A 15,884-nucleotide genomic window follows, 5' to 3' on the forward strand; every position below is an offset into this window, starting at 1 on the left:
GAACGGATGTTGAACGTCGTTGGCAAGGAGTGGCAGAAGTTTTAGCTAGCCGTGGCCATCGCGTTGAAATACTTTGCAGAGCATATCAAGGGCAGCCTGCTAATGAAGTGATTAATGGTGTCAGATATACGAGAAGATATAGCTTTTCACAAAGTAAGCTTATTGTCGCCAATCTTCTAAAGGATTTTTTCTATGCTTCGCTTCTGCTATCCAAAATCCCAAACACAGACGTCTTAGTCATTAATGACTTTTGGTTACCATATTTGTCTTCATTTATTCCCAACAAGAAATTTAAAGTAATTGCTAACGTAGCGCGTTATCCCAAAGGTCAACTATTTTTGTACGCGAAAGTAGATAAGATAATTGTTCCTTCAGAAGCAATGAAAAAAGCCATCGCTTCTGAAAATTTGGCTTTAATTAATCGAACAGTTGTTGTTCCAAATCCGATCAACACTTCTAAATTTCAATTTCAATCTACGGCCCAAAATAAAGATGGTGAGCAGATAATTCTATATGTTGGGAGAATTCATCCTGAAAAAGGTATACATCTACTAATCAAAGCTTTTGCTGGTATTTCTCAAAAAATTCCATCTGCAAAACTACATATCGTGGGTCCACATTTGGAAAGCCAAGGTGGTGGTGGTCTTCAATACTTAAACTCTCTTAAAGAAGATGCAAGAAGAATAAATGTAAATTTTTTAGGGCCTATATTTGATATTGATCAACTTGCTCAACAGTATCAAAATGCAACTGTGTTCTGCTATCCATCAGTTGCTGAGAAAGGAGAGTCCTTTGGGGTCGCTCCATTAGAAGCTATGTCAACTGGCTTAGTTCCAATTGTTTCAAATCTTGATTGCTTTAAATCCTTTATTAAAGAAGGCAGCAATGGTTATTCGTTTGATCACAGATGTAACAGTTCAGTCGAGAATTTAGAAGACAAGCTTTTGAAGGTTCTATCTCAGCCAGAGATTGCTCAAGAAATATCTAAGAATGCAATAAAAACCGCCCTTAAGTTCAGCTATGAAAGAGTTGCTAGGAAATATGAAGGTATCTTCAGTGAGTTATGTGGTGAGATTGCTTAGGGCTGTAAAGGTATTAGATAGAAAGATATTTTTGATGCCTGAAATCAATGTGCATACTTTGTAGTTTTGAATGTGAGTGTAAGAAAGTAATCATTTTTAGTTAAATTTAAGGAGACAAACTATGAAGAATGCGAGTATTCAGAAATACTATGAAAAAGTTTATGTAGAATATAATTCAGATAATCAGACTGATTTCTTACAGTATGAGAGAAATCATATCTTAGCCAATCTCTATAAGGATGGAGAGAAAAAACGCATTCTAGACTTAGGTGCGGGTAGTGGTGTCGTCAGCAAATTTTTTCTAGATAAAGGTTACGATGCATATGGTATTGAGTGGAATGAGAATGGTGTTGATAAGCTCTTTAAAAAAGGAATAAATGCTCTGCAGAGAGATATTGAGGAGCTTCCATATCCATATGAAGATAATTTTTTCGATGAAGTATTCTGGGGAGATAATGTGGAACATCTTTTCTTTCCAGAACTTGTAGCTAAAGAAATATATCGAATTCTTAAGCCTGGCGGAAGATTAGTAGTCAGCACTCCTAATCACGGGTGGATAGTTAACCGTCTCTATTATTTATTCATGGGAGTACCCAGAAGGACAGAAGGTCGCAAGACAGATATCTGGGAATGGCAGCATATTAGATACTTCAATAAGAAAGAGTTGTTTCGCTTTCTTCGACATTGTGGTTTTCAAGGGAAGTTCTCATTCCATGCAGCCGAAAGGCGTTTCCCCTTTTCTTTTTTAAGTTCTTATTTACCTTCTTTCATGGGTTCAGTTATGGTTGTTGAGGCGCATAAATAATTTCTTCTAAGTAGGTTAGTGAAGTTAATCTGAAGATTGTAAAATTCAAAAACCTCCATAAAACAAAGGTTTTGACTGAAATTATAATCTTGCAAAGAATAACGTCTATCTACTTAAGTTGGGGGAATAAATATTATTTATTCCCCCAACCCGTATAGAAACTATGTGAATACATGCCAAACATTATAAATAAAAATAGCCATGCTATCGATAATCATTCTGACAAAAAATGAAGAGGAGAATTTAGGTTGCTGCTTGGAGAGTTTACGTGACCTGAATCTTGATATCTACATTGTAGATTCTGGTAGTACCGATGCAACCAAAGATGTAGCTAATCGTTATAGCTGCTATTTTTTTGAACACGAATTTGAAAATCACGCAGCCCAGGTTAATTGGGCGCTTGAAAATTTACCTATCTCTACCCCTTGGGTAATGCGTCTCGATGCTGATGAGCGGCTTACACCTGAGCTAGCAAAGGAGCTAACGGAAGTGCTAGCTAATGCTCCCAAAGATGTAGCTGGATATCAGGTAAAACGACGTGTCTTTTTTATGGGGCGTTGGATACGCTACGGTGGCTATTATCCAACTTGGCTGATGCGCATATGGCGAACAGGCTACGGCACGTGCGAACAGCGTTTAATGGATGAACATATTGTTCTTTCTAAAGGCAAAATTGCAAATCTGAATCACGACATCATTGACGAAAATCAAAAAGGATTAACCTTCTGGGTTGATAAGCACAATCGCTATGCTGATCGTGAGGTTCAGGATATTCTCAAGAACGAAGCTGAAGCGCAGTCCGATACCCTAGCGGGTGATCAGTTTTCCCAAGCCAAGCAACGTCGTTGGGTTAAAACCAACCTATACAGTCGATTCCCGCTATTTCTACGAGCTTTTATCTACTGGCTTTTACGTTACACCATCGGTTTAGGTTTTCTAGATGGAACGCCAGGTCTGATTTTTCACTTTTTGCAGGGATTTTGGTATCGCTTTTTAGTGGATGCTAAGCTATATTCAATTCGTATGGAAAAACAGACGCCACTTGTTCAATCTGGTGCTGCAGCTATGAACCAAGTATCTAGTGTTGCTACCGGAAGTAACCAGTAACGTTTGGTTGAGCGGTGGCTAGTCATTATTCTAATATCAGACAGTATTTGATTGTGGCCAAACTGTTCCAACGATTTTTTATTTATGCTGGCATAGCAACCATCTCTACCGTTACTGCGTCAGCTTTCGCAGTATGGGCTAGGATGCTAATGACTTCCTATCAGCATCCTCGACCTCAATCAATCTTGGTACTTGGCGGTGGTAATACCCGAGAACCGGTAGCAGCTCAGCTAGCGGCACAAAATTCAACCCTTGATGTCTGGGTATCAAGTGGTCTGGTGCCATCTCAAGCCAACGAATTTTTTTTAACCGAAGATGTTTCTTTAACTCGAGTAAATCTTGATTATCGTGCCACCGATACGGTTACTAACTTCACCACCTTAGTGACTCAGTTCCAGACCCGAGATATTCACCATATATACTTAATCACCTCAGATTTTCATATGCCTCGTGCTAAAGCCATTGCCTTTTGGGTTTTAGGTAGTCGAGGTATTGCTTACACTCCTGTTGTTGTTCCCTCTAAGGAACCGTCAGAGCCACCTCACAAAGTTGTTCGAGATGTGGCTCGCAGCTGGCTATGGTTAATCACTGGTCGTACTGGCTCTAGTCTGGACCCGGATCCTCCTATCAGCTCTTCCTAAAATTTATTGGGATACGAGTAGACATGTCTCATGTGTTCTTGTTAGTCTCCTCTCGTTCCCCAATGAGAGGAGGCCTCGGTATCTGATGGCTGAATCTGCTTACAATCGCCTGACCAGCATGCTGATTACCTCAGCAGGTGCTGGTCTCAAAATTAGCTGCTGGTCAGGTACCTCAATTAAAGGGCTCCACTGGCTAGCTAGTTTCTACGTAGCGCAGGTTGTGCAGTAGATGGATGGTCTGACGAATGGTACCAGGATGGCCTAGCAGAATGTGACGAATGCTGCTGCCAGGTTCTAATGGCGTAGAAAAATCGGCAGACGAAGCGGGTGACACCTGGGGTGTCTGGGTTTGAAAAGTCATAGGGGCGTTTTCCTTTTATAAAATGGGCAGCTGGGGCTGCAAAACGACGGAGGAAAGGCCCCAAAAAATTCAACCACCCTGCAACTAAACTCAGGGTGGCTGTAAAATGCACACAGCTCGTGCGACACGAAGTCTGCAGATGAGTGATGATGGCGCACTCTATTCGATTACTGATTCACTATCTCAAGTTCAATGATGTCACTTTACCTGATAAAAGCATCCTCTAATTCAACAACGCCCGAAAAAACGTCTCCTTTTTTCTTTCTAACAAAGGAGACGTTACTGATATCGTTCAATTAGTCTAGAGTATCACAGTCACCAATTTTCCGTATGAACAGAGATGCAAGGTGTAGACAAATGGTGACTACAACAGATAAATCCATTTTCTAAATTAGTGATAGCAATGTGTTAGTTCTTGTTCTAGACAATGCTATAGTCAGCGATAACAATGTTACCTCTAAACCTATTGCTGCTAGCCGTATGGCTAACAGATTCGATAAATACTAGAACAGCTCAATGTTGCTGAAGGTTGCCGATGCGGTGGGGCTGGTCACGTCATGGTCATTGCCTAACACCAGTCTAGAGAAATTACCCGCAAAGAAGTCTCCAACCGGGATTTCGTAACTGGTGATTCCACCTACATTTGCTGTGATGAATGCATCTAAATTCTGGTTTCCCCAGGTTTGAGTGCCATCCACTTGAAAGAAATGATTACGGTCGCTTGAGTTATTGATGCCATTGTCATTATCAAATCCGATGCCTTGGACCTCACCTTCAACACCAGCCTGATAATCAAACTTGAGTAATGTATCAGATGTGATGTTATAGTTTCCAGCTAAGTGCTTCCATCCATTTCCTGTGAGGTTAACAGAGCGAGCGTTGGTATCAACCTGAAAATCACCCATGTCTTGACTAGCGCCACCATGGGAAAGCAGCCTTTTTAGGCTATCTGCCCCATTTATACTAATTGGTAATGCACTTGTGGGAAGCTCCTTCAGTTCAATGTTGCTGTAAGTAGCCGATGCGGTGGGGTTGGTGACATCATGGTCATTTCCTATCACTAATCTAGAGAAACTACCTGTAAAGAAGTCTCCAACCGGGATTTCGTAACTGGTGATTCCACTTACATTTGCCGTGATGAATGCATCTAAGTCCCGGTTTCCCCAGCCTTGAGTGCCATCCACTTGAAAGAAATGATTACGGTCGCTTGAATTATTGATGCCATTGTCATTATCAAATCCGATACCTTGAACTTCACCTTCAACACCACTTTGATAATCAAACTTGAGTACTGTATTAGACGTGATGTTATAGTTTCCAGCTAAGTGCTTCCATCCATTTCCTGTGAGGTTGATAGAGCGGGCATTGGCATTAACCTCAAAATCACCCATATCTTGACTAGCCCCACCATGGGAAAGCGGGTCTTTCAGACTATCTGCTCCGTTCACCTTAATTGGCAACAATGCAGTTATACCAGTCTGCTGATTACCAAAGTTAATATTCGCGATAGTTTCATCTGCTGCTACAGTAACGAGCTGTGGCAACAAACCTGTCGCACTAGCGCGCAACATCCAGTTCCCGTTGAAAACAGAGCTACTAAAGCTATTCAGATTAATAGATGAGCCTGGACTTGACAGAGCAACATAGGATTGTCCTGCAGTTGGCTGAGTATTGTCTCGATAAATCCAGTTATTGCCAGTACCATTCCCCTCGTAAAGTGCGGCAACAAAAAATGTGCCACTAACGGTTGTTTCTGGAATACTGATGGAGGTAAAGTCATCACTGCCTGTTAAATTTGTCGTGATCTCTAACAGCTGTTCATTCGCGTCAGGCCTGTCGTCACCATCAGCATCTTGATAGAGAAAAACTTTGCTAGGATTCCCCCTAGACGATAGCTCTAGGGTAATTGCATTGATAGTTTCTGCACCAGCCTGGGTTTCGAAGGTATTGAAAATTAGGTGGTCACGATCGCCATAGGAAGTCCACCCTTCGTTTTCACCATCATCAAAACGATAGACTTCCGCTCCAATGGGATTAGATGGGTCCGGAAAGGTTTGTTGCCAACCGGGCTGTAACACCTCCAGCACCTCATAGGTGCCTGGATCCAGGTTGTTGAAAATATATTCGCCGTTGGCATCAGTGACTGTCGATAGTTCACCAGCATTTAGCTGTCGGTCATCGTTCTCATCTAAAAAGATTGTCCAACCTGATAGACCTGACTCACCACTATCCCAGATAGCATTACCATTGGCATCTTCAAACTTATTGCCAACAATTTTACCCTTGCCAGCCGCTGGTGGTGTGCCAACTTCCAGCAACAAGTCAAGTTTAAGATTTTCAGTTCCTAGGGCAATCGTTTCAGATTTGACGATGTTACCGTCTCGCAGAAAATCTACATTATAGCTGGCATTCTCAGGTAGAAGGGCCTGATATCCACCGGCACTTTGGGTTGATAGCGAAGTTGAAAAACTATTATTAGTAATACCTGTGATGTTAACAGTTACATTATCTAGTCCCTCGCCTGGTGTATAAAAGTCATCATCATCGGTATCGCGAAAAGCAACTCCTAACAGCCAGGATTCGTTACTGGAATTGAGCTCTTGACTGGTGGCTAGGTGGTGAGTGACTAATTCTGGGCCAACATTCGTATTTGGATCGTTTTCAGGGACGATGCTGATACCCACCTCGCGAAAAGCAGGGTTGATCATACTATTACGATGTCCTGGCGGATTTTGAATGCCGGTTGGTGTATTCCCCCAATCAATTACAAATGCAGCATGACCATGAAAAGCTGATTTTGAGTTAGCAAAGATATTCTCTCCAACGGTTTGAGGATTATATCCAGCATTTTGAACTCGCTGTAATAAACCTGGTTCACCCGGCAGGTTATGGCTCTGCTGATCAAAGGTGATCATTAAGTTGTTATGTGTTGTAGCAGAGTCATGCAGTAGTGTTGACCAGGCTACAGGGGCGGCAGGTGCGAGGGCCAAAAACTGACTCTCAAGGAGTGCCAGATTGACATTGAAAAAAGAAATTGCACTGTCAACATCAGCATCGCCCGAATTTACTAAACGGTCGTATTCATTGAGAGGATCGATACGAAAGCGATTTAACAGTTCGAGAGAATACTGTTCAAACGTATTGGGCTGAGCCATTATCTAAGGATTTGTAGAGAATACGAAATATGATGTTTAACAGAGAACCATTACGGCATCTATCAACAACGACGCACCCTGTTTTCTCCATACTCAGAAGAACAATCAAACGCAGTGCTGAGTCACGAACACTTCAGTAGACATCCTTACATAAACAAAAAAATAACTGTTGAACTTTACAGTAACTTGGTATTTTTTTTATCTAAAAGCAAAAGTCTTAGGGTTTTCATTATTTTTTAGATAAAACTACTGATAGCCTCTAACAGCACCTGTACCTAAAAGTCTTAGATTGAGATTGTGTAATGGAAAACTACTGTTGCAGTATTCAAAACCGTGTTTAAAGCTTGGCAGCAATAGATTACCTGCAGTGAGATCGCGCTAATAACCACTGGCCTTATGGTTGTCCTATCGGTTAAAGGTAGGTTTATCTTGTCTGCATATCAAACTCCCCAACCTGAAGCTGTAATGTTCCTCGGTGACGGCAACACCCGAGAACCCTTCGCAGCCCAGCTAGCTGCCCAAAATTTAAACCTGCAAGTATGGGTATCCAGTAGGCTCAGACCTGCCCAGGTCAAACAATTCTTTTTAGCCCAAAACATTGCTCTAAACCGGGTCAACCTCGACTACCATGCCACCGACACCGTTACCAACTTCACCACACTAGTAGACAACCTCCAGGCCGAAAACGTTCGCCACATATACTTGCGTCTGGCAGACTCAATACACTAGGCGTATTCTGATTGAGTTTTTCAGCAAGCCCTAAGTAAGGGTGCTTGGTTGCTAGCCAAGCACCCCGTAGCTAACCTACAAACGCCTGACTAGCATGCTGATAACCTCCTCTGGAGCTGGTCTCAGGATTAGCCGCTGATCTGGCACCTCAATCAAAGGGCTCCACTGACTGGTTTCTACGTAGCGTAGGTTGTGCAGCAGATGGATGGTCTGACGAATACTGCCAGGATGACCCAGCAAAATATGGCGGATGCTGCTGCCAGGTTCTAACGGTATAGAAAAGTCAGCAGGCAAAACAGACGACACCTGGGGTGTCTGATCTTGAAAAGTCATAGGGGCGTTTTCCTTTTACAAATAGGCAGCTCAGGCTGCAAAACGACGGAGGAAAGGCCCCCAAAAACTCAGCCACCCTGCAACTAAACTCAGGGTGGCTGTAAAATGCTCACAGCTCACCGACTGGGTACATCAGTCGAGGGGTTAGCGGGATGGTCGTGTTGCTAGCACTTCCATCTCGCGCAGCTAAATTTTTGGGTGCGAAAAACAACTAGAGTCAGTTGCTTATTTTGTAGGCTATCAGGCCCAGATCGAAGAGTCAAGCAGTCATGAGGGAACAGAATTCCCAACTTAGCCTACTGCATAGTCCGTAAACTGACGCATAAAAGGGGTATGAAAACCAATCACAATATCGTTTTTCGGCACCCCTAGCTCCACCAGTTCCTGCGCCAAGTCATCTTCAGTTCCATTCCATTGAATCCAAATCTTGCCATCTTTGATATCCACATGTACAGAACAACTGTGTACCCAACGTGACCCCTGCCAGCCCACATGCATAATCTGGTAATGGTTACGAACAGTATCAAAAACAGCCTGAATCTCCGTTTCTCCCGAAGTAGGCTGACATTCTACATAACGGCTCAACAGATTTTGAACAAACTGCTGATAGTGCGCTAGCTTTTCCATAAGGCAATAATCTCCTTTTGTGGATTGTAGACCAGCAGCTTTATTTGAAACTCTTCAATTTGTCCTTTAGGCATTGGTAGTTGAAAGAAGGTTTCATAAGCATTAAGGGGAACCGCTAAAAACAAGTCCCTTTCAGGAGAATCAAGCTTTAGAACAGCACGATAGTTCAAGAACTGCCCTAAAGCCGTATGAAATTCTGAAACAGCAGACGCTCCTGACAAAAAGCTTTTAATTTCTACAGCGATCTGTTGACCATTACGCTCAGCAGCAATCAGTCGCTCAGCCGCTAAATCAATAGCAACGTTGATTCCACCAGATTCTATCCGTAGAGGGTCAGCTGTAATCACCCAGCCATCCTTCTGCAAAGCTGATTTAACAACCGGATGAAAAACATCACGCTTAGACATGAACTAGATAGAGATGCGATCAATAGAATTTTAGCCTAATCGGTACCGATTAGGCTTGATAGAATGATTCGGCTAAAACACTTGAAATGTAAGGAATATAGCCTTTTTAAGGATGTCCGGTCGCTGACTGAGCATCCCTAGTACTGTTGGCTTACAATCGCCTCACCAGCATGCTAATCACTTCATCTGGCTCTGGTCTCAAAATTAGCTTTTGCTCGGGTACCTCAATCAAAGGGCTCCACTGACTGGTTTCTACGTAGCGCAGGTTGTGCAGCAGATGGATGGTCTGACGAATATGGCCAGGATGACCCAGCAAAATATGACGGATACTGCTGCCGGGGCCAGAGGGCATAGAAAATTCGGCAGGTAAAGCAGGCGACACCTCAGGTGTCTGATCTAGAAAAGTCATAGGGGCGTTTTCCTTATAAACAGGCAGCTGGGGCTGCAAAACGACGGAGGAAAGGCCCCCAAAAACTCAGCCACCCTGCAACTAAACTCAGGGTGGCTGTAAAATGCTCACAGCTCACCGACTGGTAGTAGCAGTCGAGGGGTTAGCGAGGTGGTCGTGTTGTCAGCACTTCCATCTCGCGCGGCTAAATTTTTGGGTGCGAAAAAACAACTAGAATCAGTTGCTTATTGTGTAGGCTATCAGGCCCAGATTGAAGAGTCAAGCAGCTGTGGAAAGAAGGAAAATCCGAAGCATATGATGCAGTCGTATAATGACTATGTACGGTTTGGAGCACTGTTGTGGCTAAGGACACATTTCATAACGTTGTCAGGACAGCACTCCTAAAAGAACAGTGGAAAATTACCCACGATCCCCTCGACTTGAAAGCAGGTGGTGTCGATTTGACTTCCCAAAAACAGTTGTCAAAAATAATACTCTCAAGCTTCTGATTTACGACGTTTCAACTCAGGAGATTGTGCAATGGATCAACTAAACCAGTATCAAAAAACCATTCAGGACCTGTTATTAGAACATGCCAAAACGAAGCCAGCCTATGGAGACATTGAGGTGGATGTCTCCTTTGATACAGAGCGTCATCACTACCAAATCTGGCACACAGGCTGGCTACAAAAACGCTGGGTCCACCACTGCCCCATGCACTTCACCATCCGTAACAACAAAATCTGGCTACTTGCCAACTCCACTGAACACGACCTGGCTCAAGAACTTGTCGATAAAGGTGTACCCAAACAAGACATCGTTCTTGGTTTCCACCCCAGCTATATGCGTGAACTATCAGACTATGCTGTCGGATAGCCTCATAGAACAGCACGCCAAGTCGAAAATTATTCAGCCTATGGTTTCTGTTGTTTGAGTGGTTCCGCAGTGATTACAGTAGGGCAGATATCGATATGTCAGCTGCTGACAGTGGCCACATTCTCGATGCTGATGATAGCCACAGTGAGGACAGTGGGCGTCATGGGCCTTAATCTTTTTTGCACACTTAATACAGCGTGAATTTTGTACTCGGCCAGCGGCCTGCAGCTTAGGATTAAAGATAAACCGTTGAGCGAACTTGATGACCCCAAACCCTAGCAGCGGAATCAGTAAAATATAAACATAGCTGACCAAAAATAGGAGTCTGCCAAACAGAGCACCAACAATATCAAAAACAATCGTAAAAATCACGCCCATCTGTAGAAACTCAAACACTTTGAGAATCAATGGGATAAAAAAGATGACCAGCAGATGCCAGCTGATTAAGGCAATCAGCCCATAGTGTTTACGCTGAGCCACCGTGTAGACAGCCAGGGCGGCTAAAATCAGCGGTATCAGGAAAACTGCCTGGAACACTAGCTGAATGCTGGGATACCAGAAATCTGCCTTTTTATATCCTTGTTCAACCGTTTGAAATGGGGCATCCTGCTTTAGCAATGCCAAAAATGCCGCACTGGCTGGCTGTGCCAGTAGCCGATTTTTCAACGCTGACATCTCAGCATTGAGCGCGTTAATCTTGGCTTCATTATCAGCCAGCGTTGTCTTTGCCTGGGCGGCACTGACCTGATTGATCGATTGATCACGGGGCTGGCCAGCGATCTCTTCTAGCAGTGTGGAGTCGTACTGTTGACGAATTTTAGAATTGGTGGCGTTGAGGGTTGCGATCTCATCTTCCCCCTCCCTCAACTCTTGCAAAATAGCCTCATTATCAGCGGATCGAACCGCATCTTTAGCCTCCCCATACTGCCAACAAACCGAACTAACCTCACCTAAACGATCTGCACCACCCTGCTGATACCGTAACTGAGCTGTCGTCGGGCTGGGTAAGGCGGCCCGGCGGACAATCTCAAAATCTTTATTATCAGCAGTCTGAGCACGATAGTCACGCCATTCGTCGTAGCAAGGATATGCACTGGTCGGGGAGATGTGCCAGTAAGCAATATCATTGAGGCCGATAAACACATTGCTCAAGATTACAATGTCGATCAGGATGACGACAATTAGACTGACCTTATTGAGCGGCTCATTGTTAATGGTGCGAGTGCGGTGTAGAAAACGTCGTAGGAAACGACACAGTTTGGTAAACATGGGATCAAGAGGCTGTAGGCCTGGTGTGGTTTACCTATTGTGCCGATGATGTTGATGCAGCCTCAATGAGTGAAGGGTGGTTATCTGAAGAGATAATAGTGGTAAAGAAGTGAGACGAAGTTCTCCGAACTGGATCGAAGTTAATATGGTCCAGAGGACAGCTGTGACTGCATCGATCCTATTATTTACCTAAGAAGCTTTTGAAAAAGTGCTTATATAACCTATACCCTGAACCCCACCGTAACCCAGTCCCCACCTGAATTTTTCGCTATTAACAAACAACCTACTTTCGGGGGGTGTGGGGGAGTTTAGGCCCCCACGAATGGAGGGTTTCAGGGAGGAAAGCCCTGAGCGACCCTTTTTGCTTTTATCGATTAATTCTTGATGTACTTTAGACGACTGAGCAACTGCAAAACCGGCTGCGTGGTGTCCCTCCGAGTTCCCTTTTCGGAAGTAACTCGGTTATCTCAATTAGGCAAACTGGGGTTTCCCCATGGCTAGGGCGTTCCGCCGCCCTAGAACCCACGGAAAAATATTATTGATATCCCTAGGAGTATAGGGAGCGCTCGGTTGGGTGGTTTAGAATTTTGCGCGCTGCGACAAAATTCTAAAAGGAGTAGTGATCGAATCTTTTCGTAGTGAGTAGATCTTTTTGTCAGGAGAATGTTTGTAAAACAAAAGCGCGTAAGTTGGAATCACAACTTACGCGCTTTATATCTGTTGATTCGCCAAGTTCCAGGCGTTACTTCTCAACTTTAGGAACAATATCAGGACGCTCTTTACCTTCCCAACCCGGTGGACGCTTAGAGTTATACCAGGCGATTGAGCCAATGGTGACTGCGGCTGCAAATCCGGCGGCAACCACAAGTCCTAACGAAATTGAATAGGGAGCAGCTTCGCTCGCTTGAAGCAGGAGATGCATATGGACCTCTTTTTCTTAACTGTGACCATAGTAGAATTCTCCATCGCCATTAACATCTATCGCCAGATAGACTTGAGGTAATGACAACAGCTTTCTCTGCTGTTATGGGGCCTGCCAAATTTTGAGTGTTTTATCTTTACTGCCGCTGACAACAGTTTGGGCAGAGAGGTCTGTATCTAATGTCAGCACCCAATCGGTATGGTCTGTCAGTGTCTGATAGAGTTCTCCCGTCTGGGAATTCCATAGTTTAATGGTATTGTCAGTACTGCCGCTGGCGAGGGTATCGCCATTAAAAACGACAGTAGTTACCCGACTTGTGTGGCCTTCTAAGGTGCGGATCAGTTCACCCGTGGCTAGATTCCAAATTTTAAGGGTTTTATCCCAGCTGGCGCTGGCCATTTGCTGGCCCGTGGGATGAATAGCAATGGCACGCACTGTATCGGTATGGCCTTCTAATGTCTGACGCAGTTCACCCGTTGATAAGTCCCAGACTTTAATTTTACGATCGGCGCCACTGCTAATAATGGTTTGCTGGTCTGGACTCAGGATAATCGCCCAACAGGGACCCTCGTGGGCCGCGATGCGATAGCGCAATCGGCCAGAGAGCACGTCCCAAACCTTGATGGTGCCGTCATAGCTGCTGCTGATCCCTGTTTGGCCGTCTTGGGTAATGGCGACTGACCAAACAGGGCTGGTGTGTTTGTCTAGGGTTTGTAGCAATCGACCCGTTTTTACTTGCCAAATTTTGAGATCGCTGTCTCCACTGCCGCTGATTAGTAGCTCACCAGACTGGCTCATGGCTAATGTGCGTACCACATCTGTATGGCCTTTTAAGGTCCGTATAATCCGATTTCGTCGTCGGTTCCAGATGTAAATGTTGGCATCATCGCCACTGCTAATGAGAGTTTTGCCATCGGGGCTGAGTACGGTAGCCCACACAGCGGCTGACTTGTTTTCTAAGGTACGGCGGAGGGTGACATCGGTACGGTCTGAGCCACCCGCTGTGTCTTTCTCTTCTGGTTTTGATAGGGCAGCAGGTGTCCGGATGGGGCCTCCATAGAGCACCCACTGGATGCCGCCGTAAACACTGAGCAGTAGGAGAACAACGCCAACCCACGGGAGATAATGTTTTAGCTGCAAGAATGGCTGGGGACGATGCTGATGCTCGGCTGCAGGCGATAGAGCATCTTGTTCAGGCGTGGGAGTATCCAGCGCTGATGGAGCGGCCAAATCGGGGTCTGGAACCTCTAGGGCTGTCTGAATAAACTTAGTGAATGTGTCTACTGAAAATGTTCCAATCTCTGGATAGCGTTCTTGGAAGGGATAGCGTAAATATACATAGTCACAGTAGACCTGATTAAATCTGGTTTCTATGCTGATACGCCATTGTTGACTACAGATACCGGTTAGATCAGCTGCGATAAAATTAGCTGCGATCGCATCAGTATTCATCAAAATTGCTTTTTGCAGTGTGGCCTGAGTCAAATTTGCCCCTTGCAAATTTGCATTGGTCAGGTCAGCTGCGTTTAAGTTAGCCTGACTCAGATCGGCCTGCCTAAGCACAGCTCCACATAGATTGGCGTTTTCTAAATTTGCGCCTTGCAAACAGGTATTTGTGAGGTTGGCCTGCTGTAAATTCACGTCGGCCAACCAGGCTAGCCGTAAATTTACCTGAGCGAGATCAGCGCCACTCAGGTCTAGCTCTCGGACAGGATGCTCTTCTCTCCAGAGGTTCCAAGCATCGACGCCTTTTTGAATTAAGGCCAGATGAACCGGGTTGGCCATGGGATGACTAATACCAACGAAATTAACAGCAGCTCCACTCATTAAGTAGCCCATGTTACATCTTAATCTTTCAGATAACGTCGTGCCGAAGACGACTCAGAGCAGGTTCTTACTTTTGATAGATGAATCAGGTGGGCAAAATTTTTTAGTATAAGCATGGTTCGAATTTGGTGCTTGGCCAAGGGTCAGGTGAGTAACATGCCGATTCGAGCCCGACGTTGATTCGCAACCCTCAGGGTGCGGTGCATGTTAAATGCCACCAGTTGCGAGTCCGTAAATTGTTGAACTTACAGGAGGATTATTGCCTATGGCTATTATCCGATTAGAGCCTTTTAATGAAGCTGACACAGCACGCTATCGCTTAGATAAGCTGTTTGATGGCATGGACGCTACCCGTGTCTCATCCTGGACTCGCCAGGAAAACTGGCTGCCTGCGGTGGAGATTCGCGAGACAGATGAAGTCGTGAAACTGCAGATAGCACTGCCGGGTCTGGAGGCGAACGATATTGAGGTCCATGTTTCCCAGGGGGCCGTTCTGATTTCAGGTGACTATCGCCCCGCCGAGAAGCAAGACGGCGAACACCTAATTTCTAGCGAGTTTCTGTACGGTAGCTTCCGTCGCGTTATTCCCTTGGATACTAAGGTCAAAAATAAGGAAGCAAAGGCAGACATGCGTAACGGCATGCTGATGTTGACCATTCCCAAAGCGGATGACGAACGCGATCGCGTCTTCCGAGTCAGTCTTAGCGAGCCGCAAGCCGCACAGCCAGTAGCGGTTTCCTAACGGCTGGCACCACTTCCACAGAGCGGCCACAGAGCGGCCACAGAGACGGGCGATGATGTATTTACAAGGTGCATCATCGCCCTTGCCTTGTCGATGCGTTTATACAAAGTTAACTATTATCTGGCACCCTAAGAAAGTTCTGCCTACCCAAACCCTATGCTGTTAGTCACTGATGCACCGGCTTCGACCAAGATTCAAAAGATGTGCGATCGCATCCAGTGGCAGCATCCGGTCATACAGCAGCGCCGCATTGACCAAACCCGACTCCACATTGATGACGGCCACACCGATAACAGCAAATTCTCGTTTTTAGTCCTGGGGGATAGCGGCACCGGACGCTATCGGGGAGATAGCCCCCAACGCCGAGTCGCCGAGCTGATGCATGCCCACGATGCAGAAAGCCGGTTTATTTTGCACACCGGGGATATTGTCTATCTAGTCGGTTCCCAGGAGCAATACTTTGACAACTTTATCAATCCCTACCGAGAGTATTTAGTCGGCGGTGAACAGCCCCAACAAATTGCCTACGACCAGATGATCTTTCGGAAACCGTTGCTACCGTCACCGGGCAATCACGACTATTACAACGTCCCACTATGGCTAGGACTGTTAT

18 protein-coding genes are annotated in these 15,884 nt (G+C 45.0%); 9 read left to right on the forward strand and 9 right to left on the reverse strand.

Features of this window, described 5'->3' with window-relative positions:
- The 4 genes from IQ260_RS14540 to IQ260_RS14555 form a co-directional block, all read left to right on the forward strand.
- On the forward strand, positions 1-1,082 hold a 1,082-nt coding region (locus tag IQ260_RS14540; RefSeq protein ID WP_193993829.1), incomplete at its 5' end, for a glycosyltransferase family 4 protein.
- Between the two features lie 121 nt (positions 1,083-1,203).
- Positions 1,204-1,887 (forward strand): class I SAM-dependent methyltransferase, encoded by a 684-nt coding sequence (locus tag IQ260_RS14545; protein ID WP_193993830.1) that lies wholly within the window; start codon positions 1,204-1,206, stop codon positions 1,885-1,887.
- Between the two features lie 201 nt (positions 1,888-2,088).
- The gene (locus IQ260_RS14550; protein WP_193993831.1) at positions 2,089-2,994 is read left to right on the forward strand and encodes a glycosyltransferase family 2 protein; all 906 of its coding nucleotides are present in this window, start codon (positions 2,089-2,091) and stop codon (positions 2,992-2,994) included.
- A gap of 149 nt (positions 2,995-3,143) precedes the next feature.
- Complete coding sequence (locus IQ260_RS14555; RefSeq protein ID WP_228016095.1) at positions 3,144-3,635, forward strand: YdcF family protein; 492 nt, start codon at positions 3,144-3,146, stop codon at positions 3,633-3,635.
- Positions 3,636-3,828: 193 nt separating this feature from the next.
- Here the strand turns inward: IQ260_RS14555 and IQ260_RS31040 are convergent, their stop codons facing one another.
- Both IQ260_RS31040 and IQ260_RS14565 read right to left on the reverse strand, forming a co-directional pair.
- On the reverse strand, positions 3,829-3,996 hold the full coding sequence (locus tag IQ260_RS31040; protein WP_228016096.1) for a hypothetical protein: 168 nt from the start codon (positions 3,994-3,996) through the stop codon (positions 3,829-3,831).
- A 503-nt stretch (positions 3,997-4,499) separates the two neighbouring features.
- Positions 4,500-7,151 carry an SdrD B-like domain-containing protein gene (locus IQ260_RS14565; RefSeq protein ID WP_193993832.1) on the reverse strand — a complete coding sequence of 884 codons (2,652 nt, stop codon included), beginning with the start codon at positions 7,149-7,151 and terminating at the stop codon, positions 4,500-4,502.
- A 429-nt stretch (positions 7,152-7,580) separates the two neighbouring features.
- Here IQ260_RS14565 and IQ260_RS14570 point away from each other — a divergent pair, with 429 nt between their 5' ends.
- Positions 7,581-7,880, forward strand: a complete 300-nt coding sequence (locus IQ260_RS14570) for a YdcF family protein (RefSeq protein WP_193993833.1) — start codon at positions 7,581-7,583, stop codon at positions 7,878-7,880.
- A gap of 75 nt (positions 7,881-7,955) precedes the next feature.
- On the opposite strand, the gene IQ260_RS14575 is transcribed toward IQ260_RS14570, so the two are convergent.
- The 4 genes from IQ260_RS14575 to IQ260_RS14590 all read right to left on the reverse strand — a co-directional run bounded on the left by IQ260_RS14575 (position 7,956) and on the right by IQ260_RS14590 (position 9,656).
- Positions 7,956-8,213, reverse strand: coding sequence for a hypothetical protein (locus tag IQ260_RS14575; RefSeq protein ID WP_193993834.1), 258 nt, complete (start codon positions 8,211-8,213; stop codon positions 7,956-7,958).
- Between the two features lie 291 nt (positions 8,214-8,504).
- Positions 8,505-8,840: a XisI protein gene (locus tag IQ260_RS14580; protein WP_193993835.1), complete on the reverse strand. Its 336-nt coding sequence runs from the start codon at positions 8,838-8,840 to the stop codon at positions 8,505-8,507.
- Positions 8,828-9,247 carry a XisH family protein gene (locus tag IQ260_RS14585; protein ID WP_193993836.1) on the reverse strand — a complete coding sequence of 140 codons (420 nt, stop codon included), beginning with the start codon at positions 9,245-9,247 and terminating at the stop codon, positions 8,828-8,830. Before IQ260_RS14585 ends, IQ260_RS14580 begins: the two co-directional genes overlap by 13 nt.
- 151 nt (positions 9,248-9,398) lie before the next feature.
- Positions 9,399-9,656, reverse strand: coding sequence for a hypothetical protein (locus IQ260_RS14590; RefSeq protein ID WP_193993837.1), 258 nt, complete (start codon positions 9,654-9,656; stop codon positions 9,399-9,401).
- Positions 9,657-9,994: 338 nt separating this feature from the next.
- On the opposite strand from IQ260_RS14590, the gene IQ260_RS14595 reads away from it, so the two are divergent.
- Positions 9,995-10,144 (forward strand): element excision factor XisH family protein, encoded by a 150-nt coding sequence (locus IQ260_RS14595; RefSeq protein ID WP_193993838.1) that lies wholly within the window; start codon positions 9,995-9,997, stop codon positions 10,142-10,144.
- A 31-nt stretch (positions 10,145-10,175) separates the two neighbouring features.
- Positions 10,176-10,511: a XisI protein gene (locus IQ260_RS14600; protein ID WP_193993839.1), complete on the forward strand. Its 336-nt coding sequence runs from the start codon at positions 10,176-10,178 to the stop codon at positions 10,509-10,511.
- Positions 10,512-10,544: 33 nt separating this feature from the next.
- Here IQ260_RS14600 and IQ260_RS14605 read toward each other — a convergent pair whose 3' ends face one another.
- The 3 genes from IQ260_RS14605 to IQ260_RS14615 all read right to left on the reverse strand — a co-directional run bounded on the left by IQ260_RS14605 (position 10,545) and on the right by IQ260_RS14615 (position 14,487).
- Entirely contained in the window at positions 10,545-11,780 is a 1,236-nt protein-coding gene (locus tag IQ260_RS14605; protein ID WP_193993840.1) for a hypothetical protein, read from the reverse strand.
- A gap of 742 nt (positions 11,781-12,522) precedes the next feature.
- The gene (gene psb35 / locus IQ260_RS14610; RefSeq protein WP_193993841.1) at positions 12,523-12,702 is read right to left on the reverse strand and encodes a photosystem II assembly protein Psb35; all 180 of its coding nucleotides are present in this window, start codon (positions 12,700-12,702) and stop codon (positions 12,523-12,525) included.
- A gap of 102 nt (positions 12,703-12,804) precedes the next feature.
- Positions 12,805-14,487, reverse strand: coding sequence for a WD40 repeat domain-containing protein (locus tag IQ260_RS14615; protein ID WP_193993842.1), 1,683 nt, complete (start codon positions 14,485-14,487; stop codon positions 12,805-12,807).
- A gap of 307 nt (positions 14,488-14,794) precedes the next feature.
- Here IQ260_RS14615 and IQ260_RS14620 point away from each other — a divergent pair, with 307 nt between their 5' ends.
- Positions 14,795-15,271: an Hsp20/alpha crystallin family protein gene (locus IQ260_RS14620; protein WP_193993843.1), complete on the forward strand. Its 477-nt coding sequence runs from the start codon at positions 14,795-14,797 to the stop codon at positions 15,269-15,271.
- A gap of 156 nt (positions 15,272-15,427) precedes the next feature.
- Positions 15,428-15,884: metallophosphoesterase (locus IQ260_RS14625; RefSeq protein WP_193993844.1), on the forward strand; the 457-nt coding region annotated here is incomplete at its 3' end.

Origin of the sequence: Leptolyngbya cf. ectocarpi LEGE 11479 (assembly GCF_015207065.1) — a bacterium.
GTDB lineage: Bacteria > Cyanobacteriota > Cyanobacteriia > Phormidesmidales > Phormidesmidaceae > Leptothoe > Leptothoe ectocarpi.

Coding starts and splice junctions, on each gene's coding strand:
- IQ260_RS14585 (WP_193993836.1), bottom strand. CDS start 9,247: ATGTCTAAGCGTGATGTTTTTCATCCGGTTGTTAAATCAGCTTTGCAG.
- IQ260_RS14565 (WP_193993832.1), bottom strand. CDS start 7,151: ATGGCTCAGCCCAATACGTTTGAACAGTATTCTCTCGAACTGTTAAAT.
- IQ260_RS14605 (WP_193993840.1), bottom strand. CDS start 11,780: ATGTTTACCAAACTGTGTCGTTTCCTACGACGTTTTCTACACCGCACT.
- IQ260_RS14620 (WP_193993843.1), top strand. CDS start 14,795: ATGGCTATTATCCGATTAGAGCCTTTTAATGAAGCTGACACAGCACGC.
- IQ260_RS14545 (WP_193993830.1), top strand. CDS start 1,204: ATGAAGAATGCGAGTATTCAGAAATACTATGAAAAAGTTTATGTAGAA.
- IQ260_RS14600 (WP_193993839.1), top strand. CDS start 10,176: ATGGATCAACTAAACCAGTATCAAAAAACCATTCAGGACCTGTTATTA.
- psb35 (WP_193993841.1), bottom strand. CDS start 12,702: ATGCATCTCCTGCTTCAAGCGAGCGAAGCTGCTCCCTATTCAATTTCG.
- IQ260_RS14550 (WP_193993831.1), top strand. CDS start 2,089: ATGCTATCGATAATCATTCTGACAAAAAATGAAGAGGAGAATTTAGGT.
- IQ260_RS31040 (WP_228016096.1), bottom strand. CDS start 3,996: ATGACTTTTCAAACCCAGACACCCCAGGTGTCACCCGCTTCGTCTGCC.
- IQ260_RS14615 (WP_193993842.1), bottom strand. CDS start 14,487: ATGGCCAACCCGGTTCATCTGGCCTTAATTCAAAAAGGCGTCGATGCT.
- IQ260_RS14575 (WP_193993834.1), bottom strand. CDS start 8,213: ATGACTTTTCAAGATCAGACACCCCAGGTGTCGTCTGTTTTGCCTGCT.
- IQ260_RS14555 (WP_228016095.1), top strand. CDS start 3,144: ATGACTTCCTATCAGCATCCTCGACCTCAATCAATCTTGGTACTTGGC.
- IQ260_RS14580 (WP_193993835.1), bottom strand. CDS start 8,840: ATGGAAAAGCTAGCGCACTATCAGCAGTTTGTTCAAAATCTGTTGAGC.
- IQ260_RS14590 (WP_193993837.1), bottom strand. CDS start 9,656: ATGACTTTTCTAGATCAGACACCTGAGGTGTCGCCTGCTTTACCTGCC.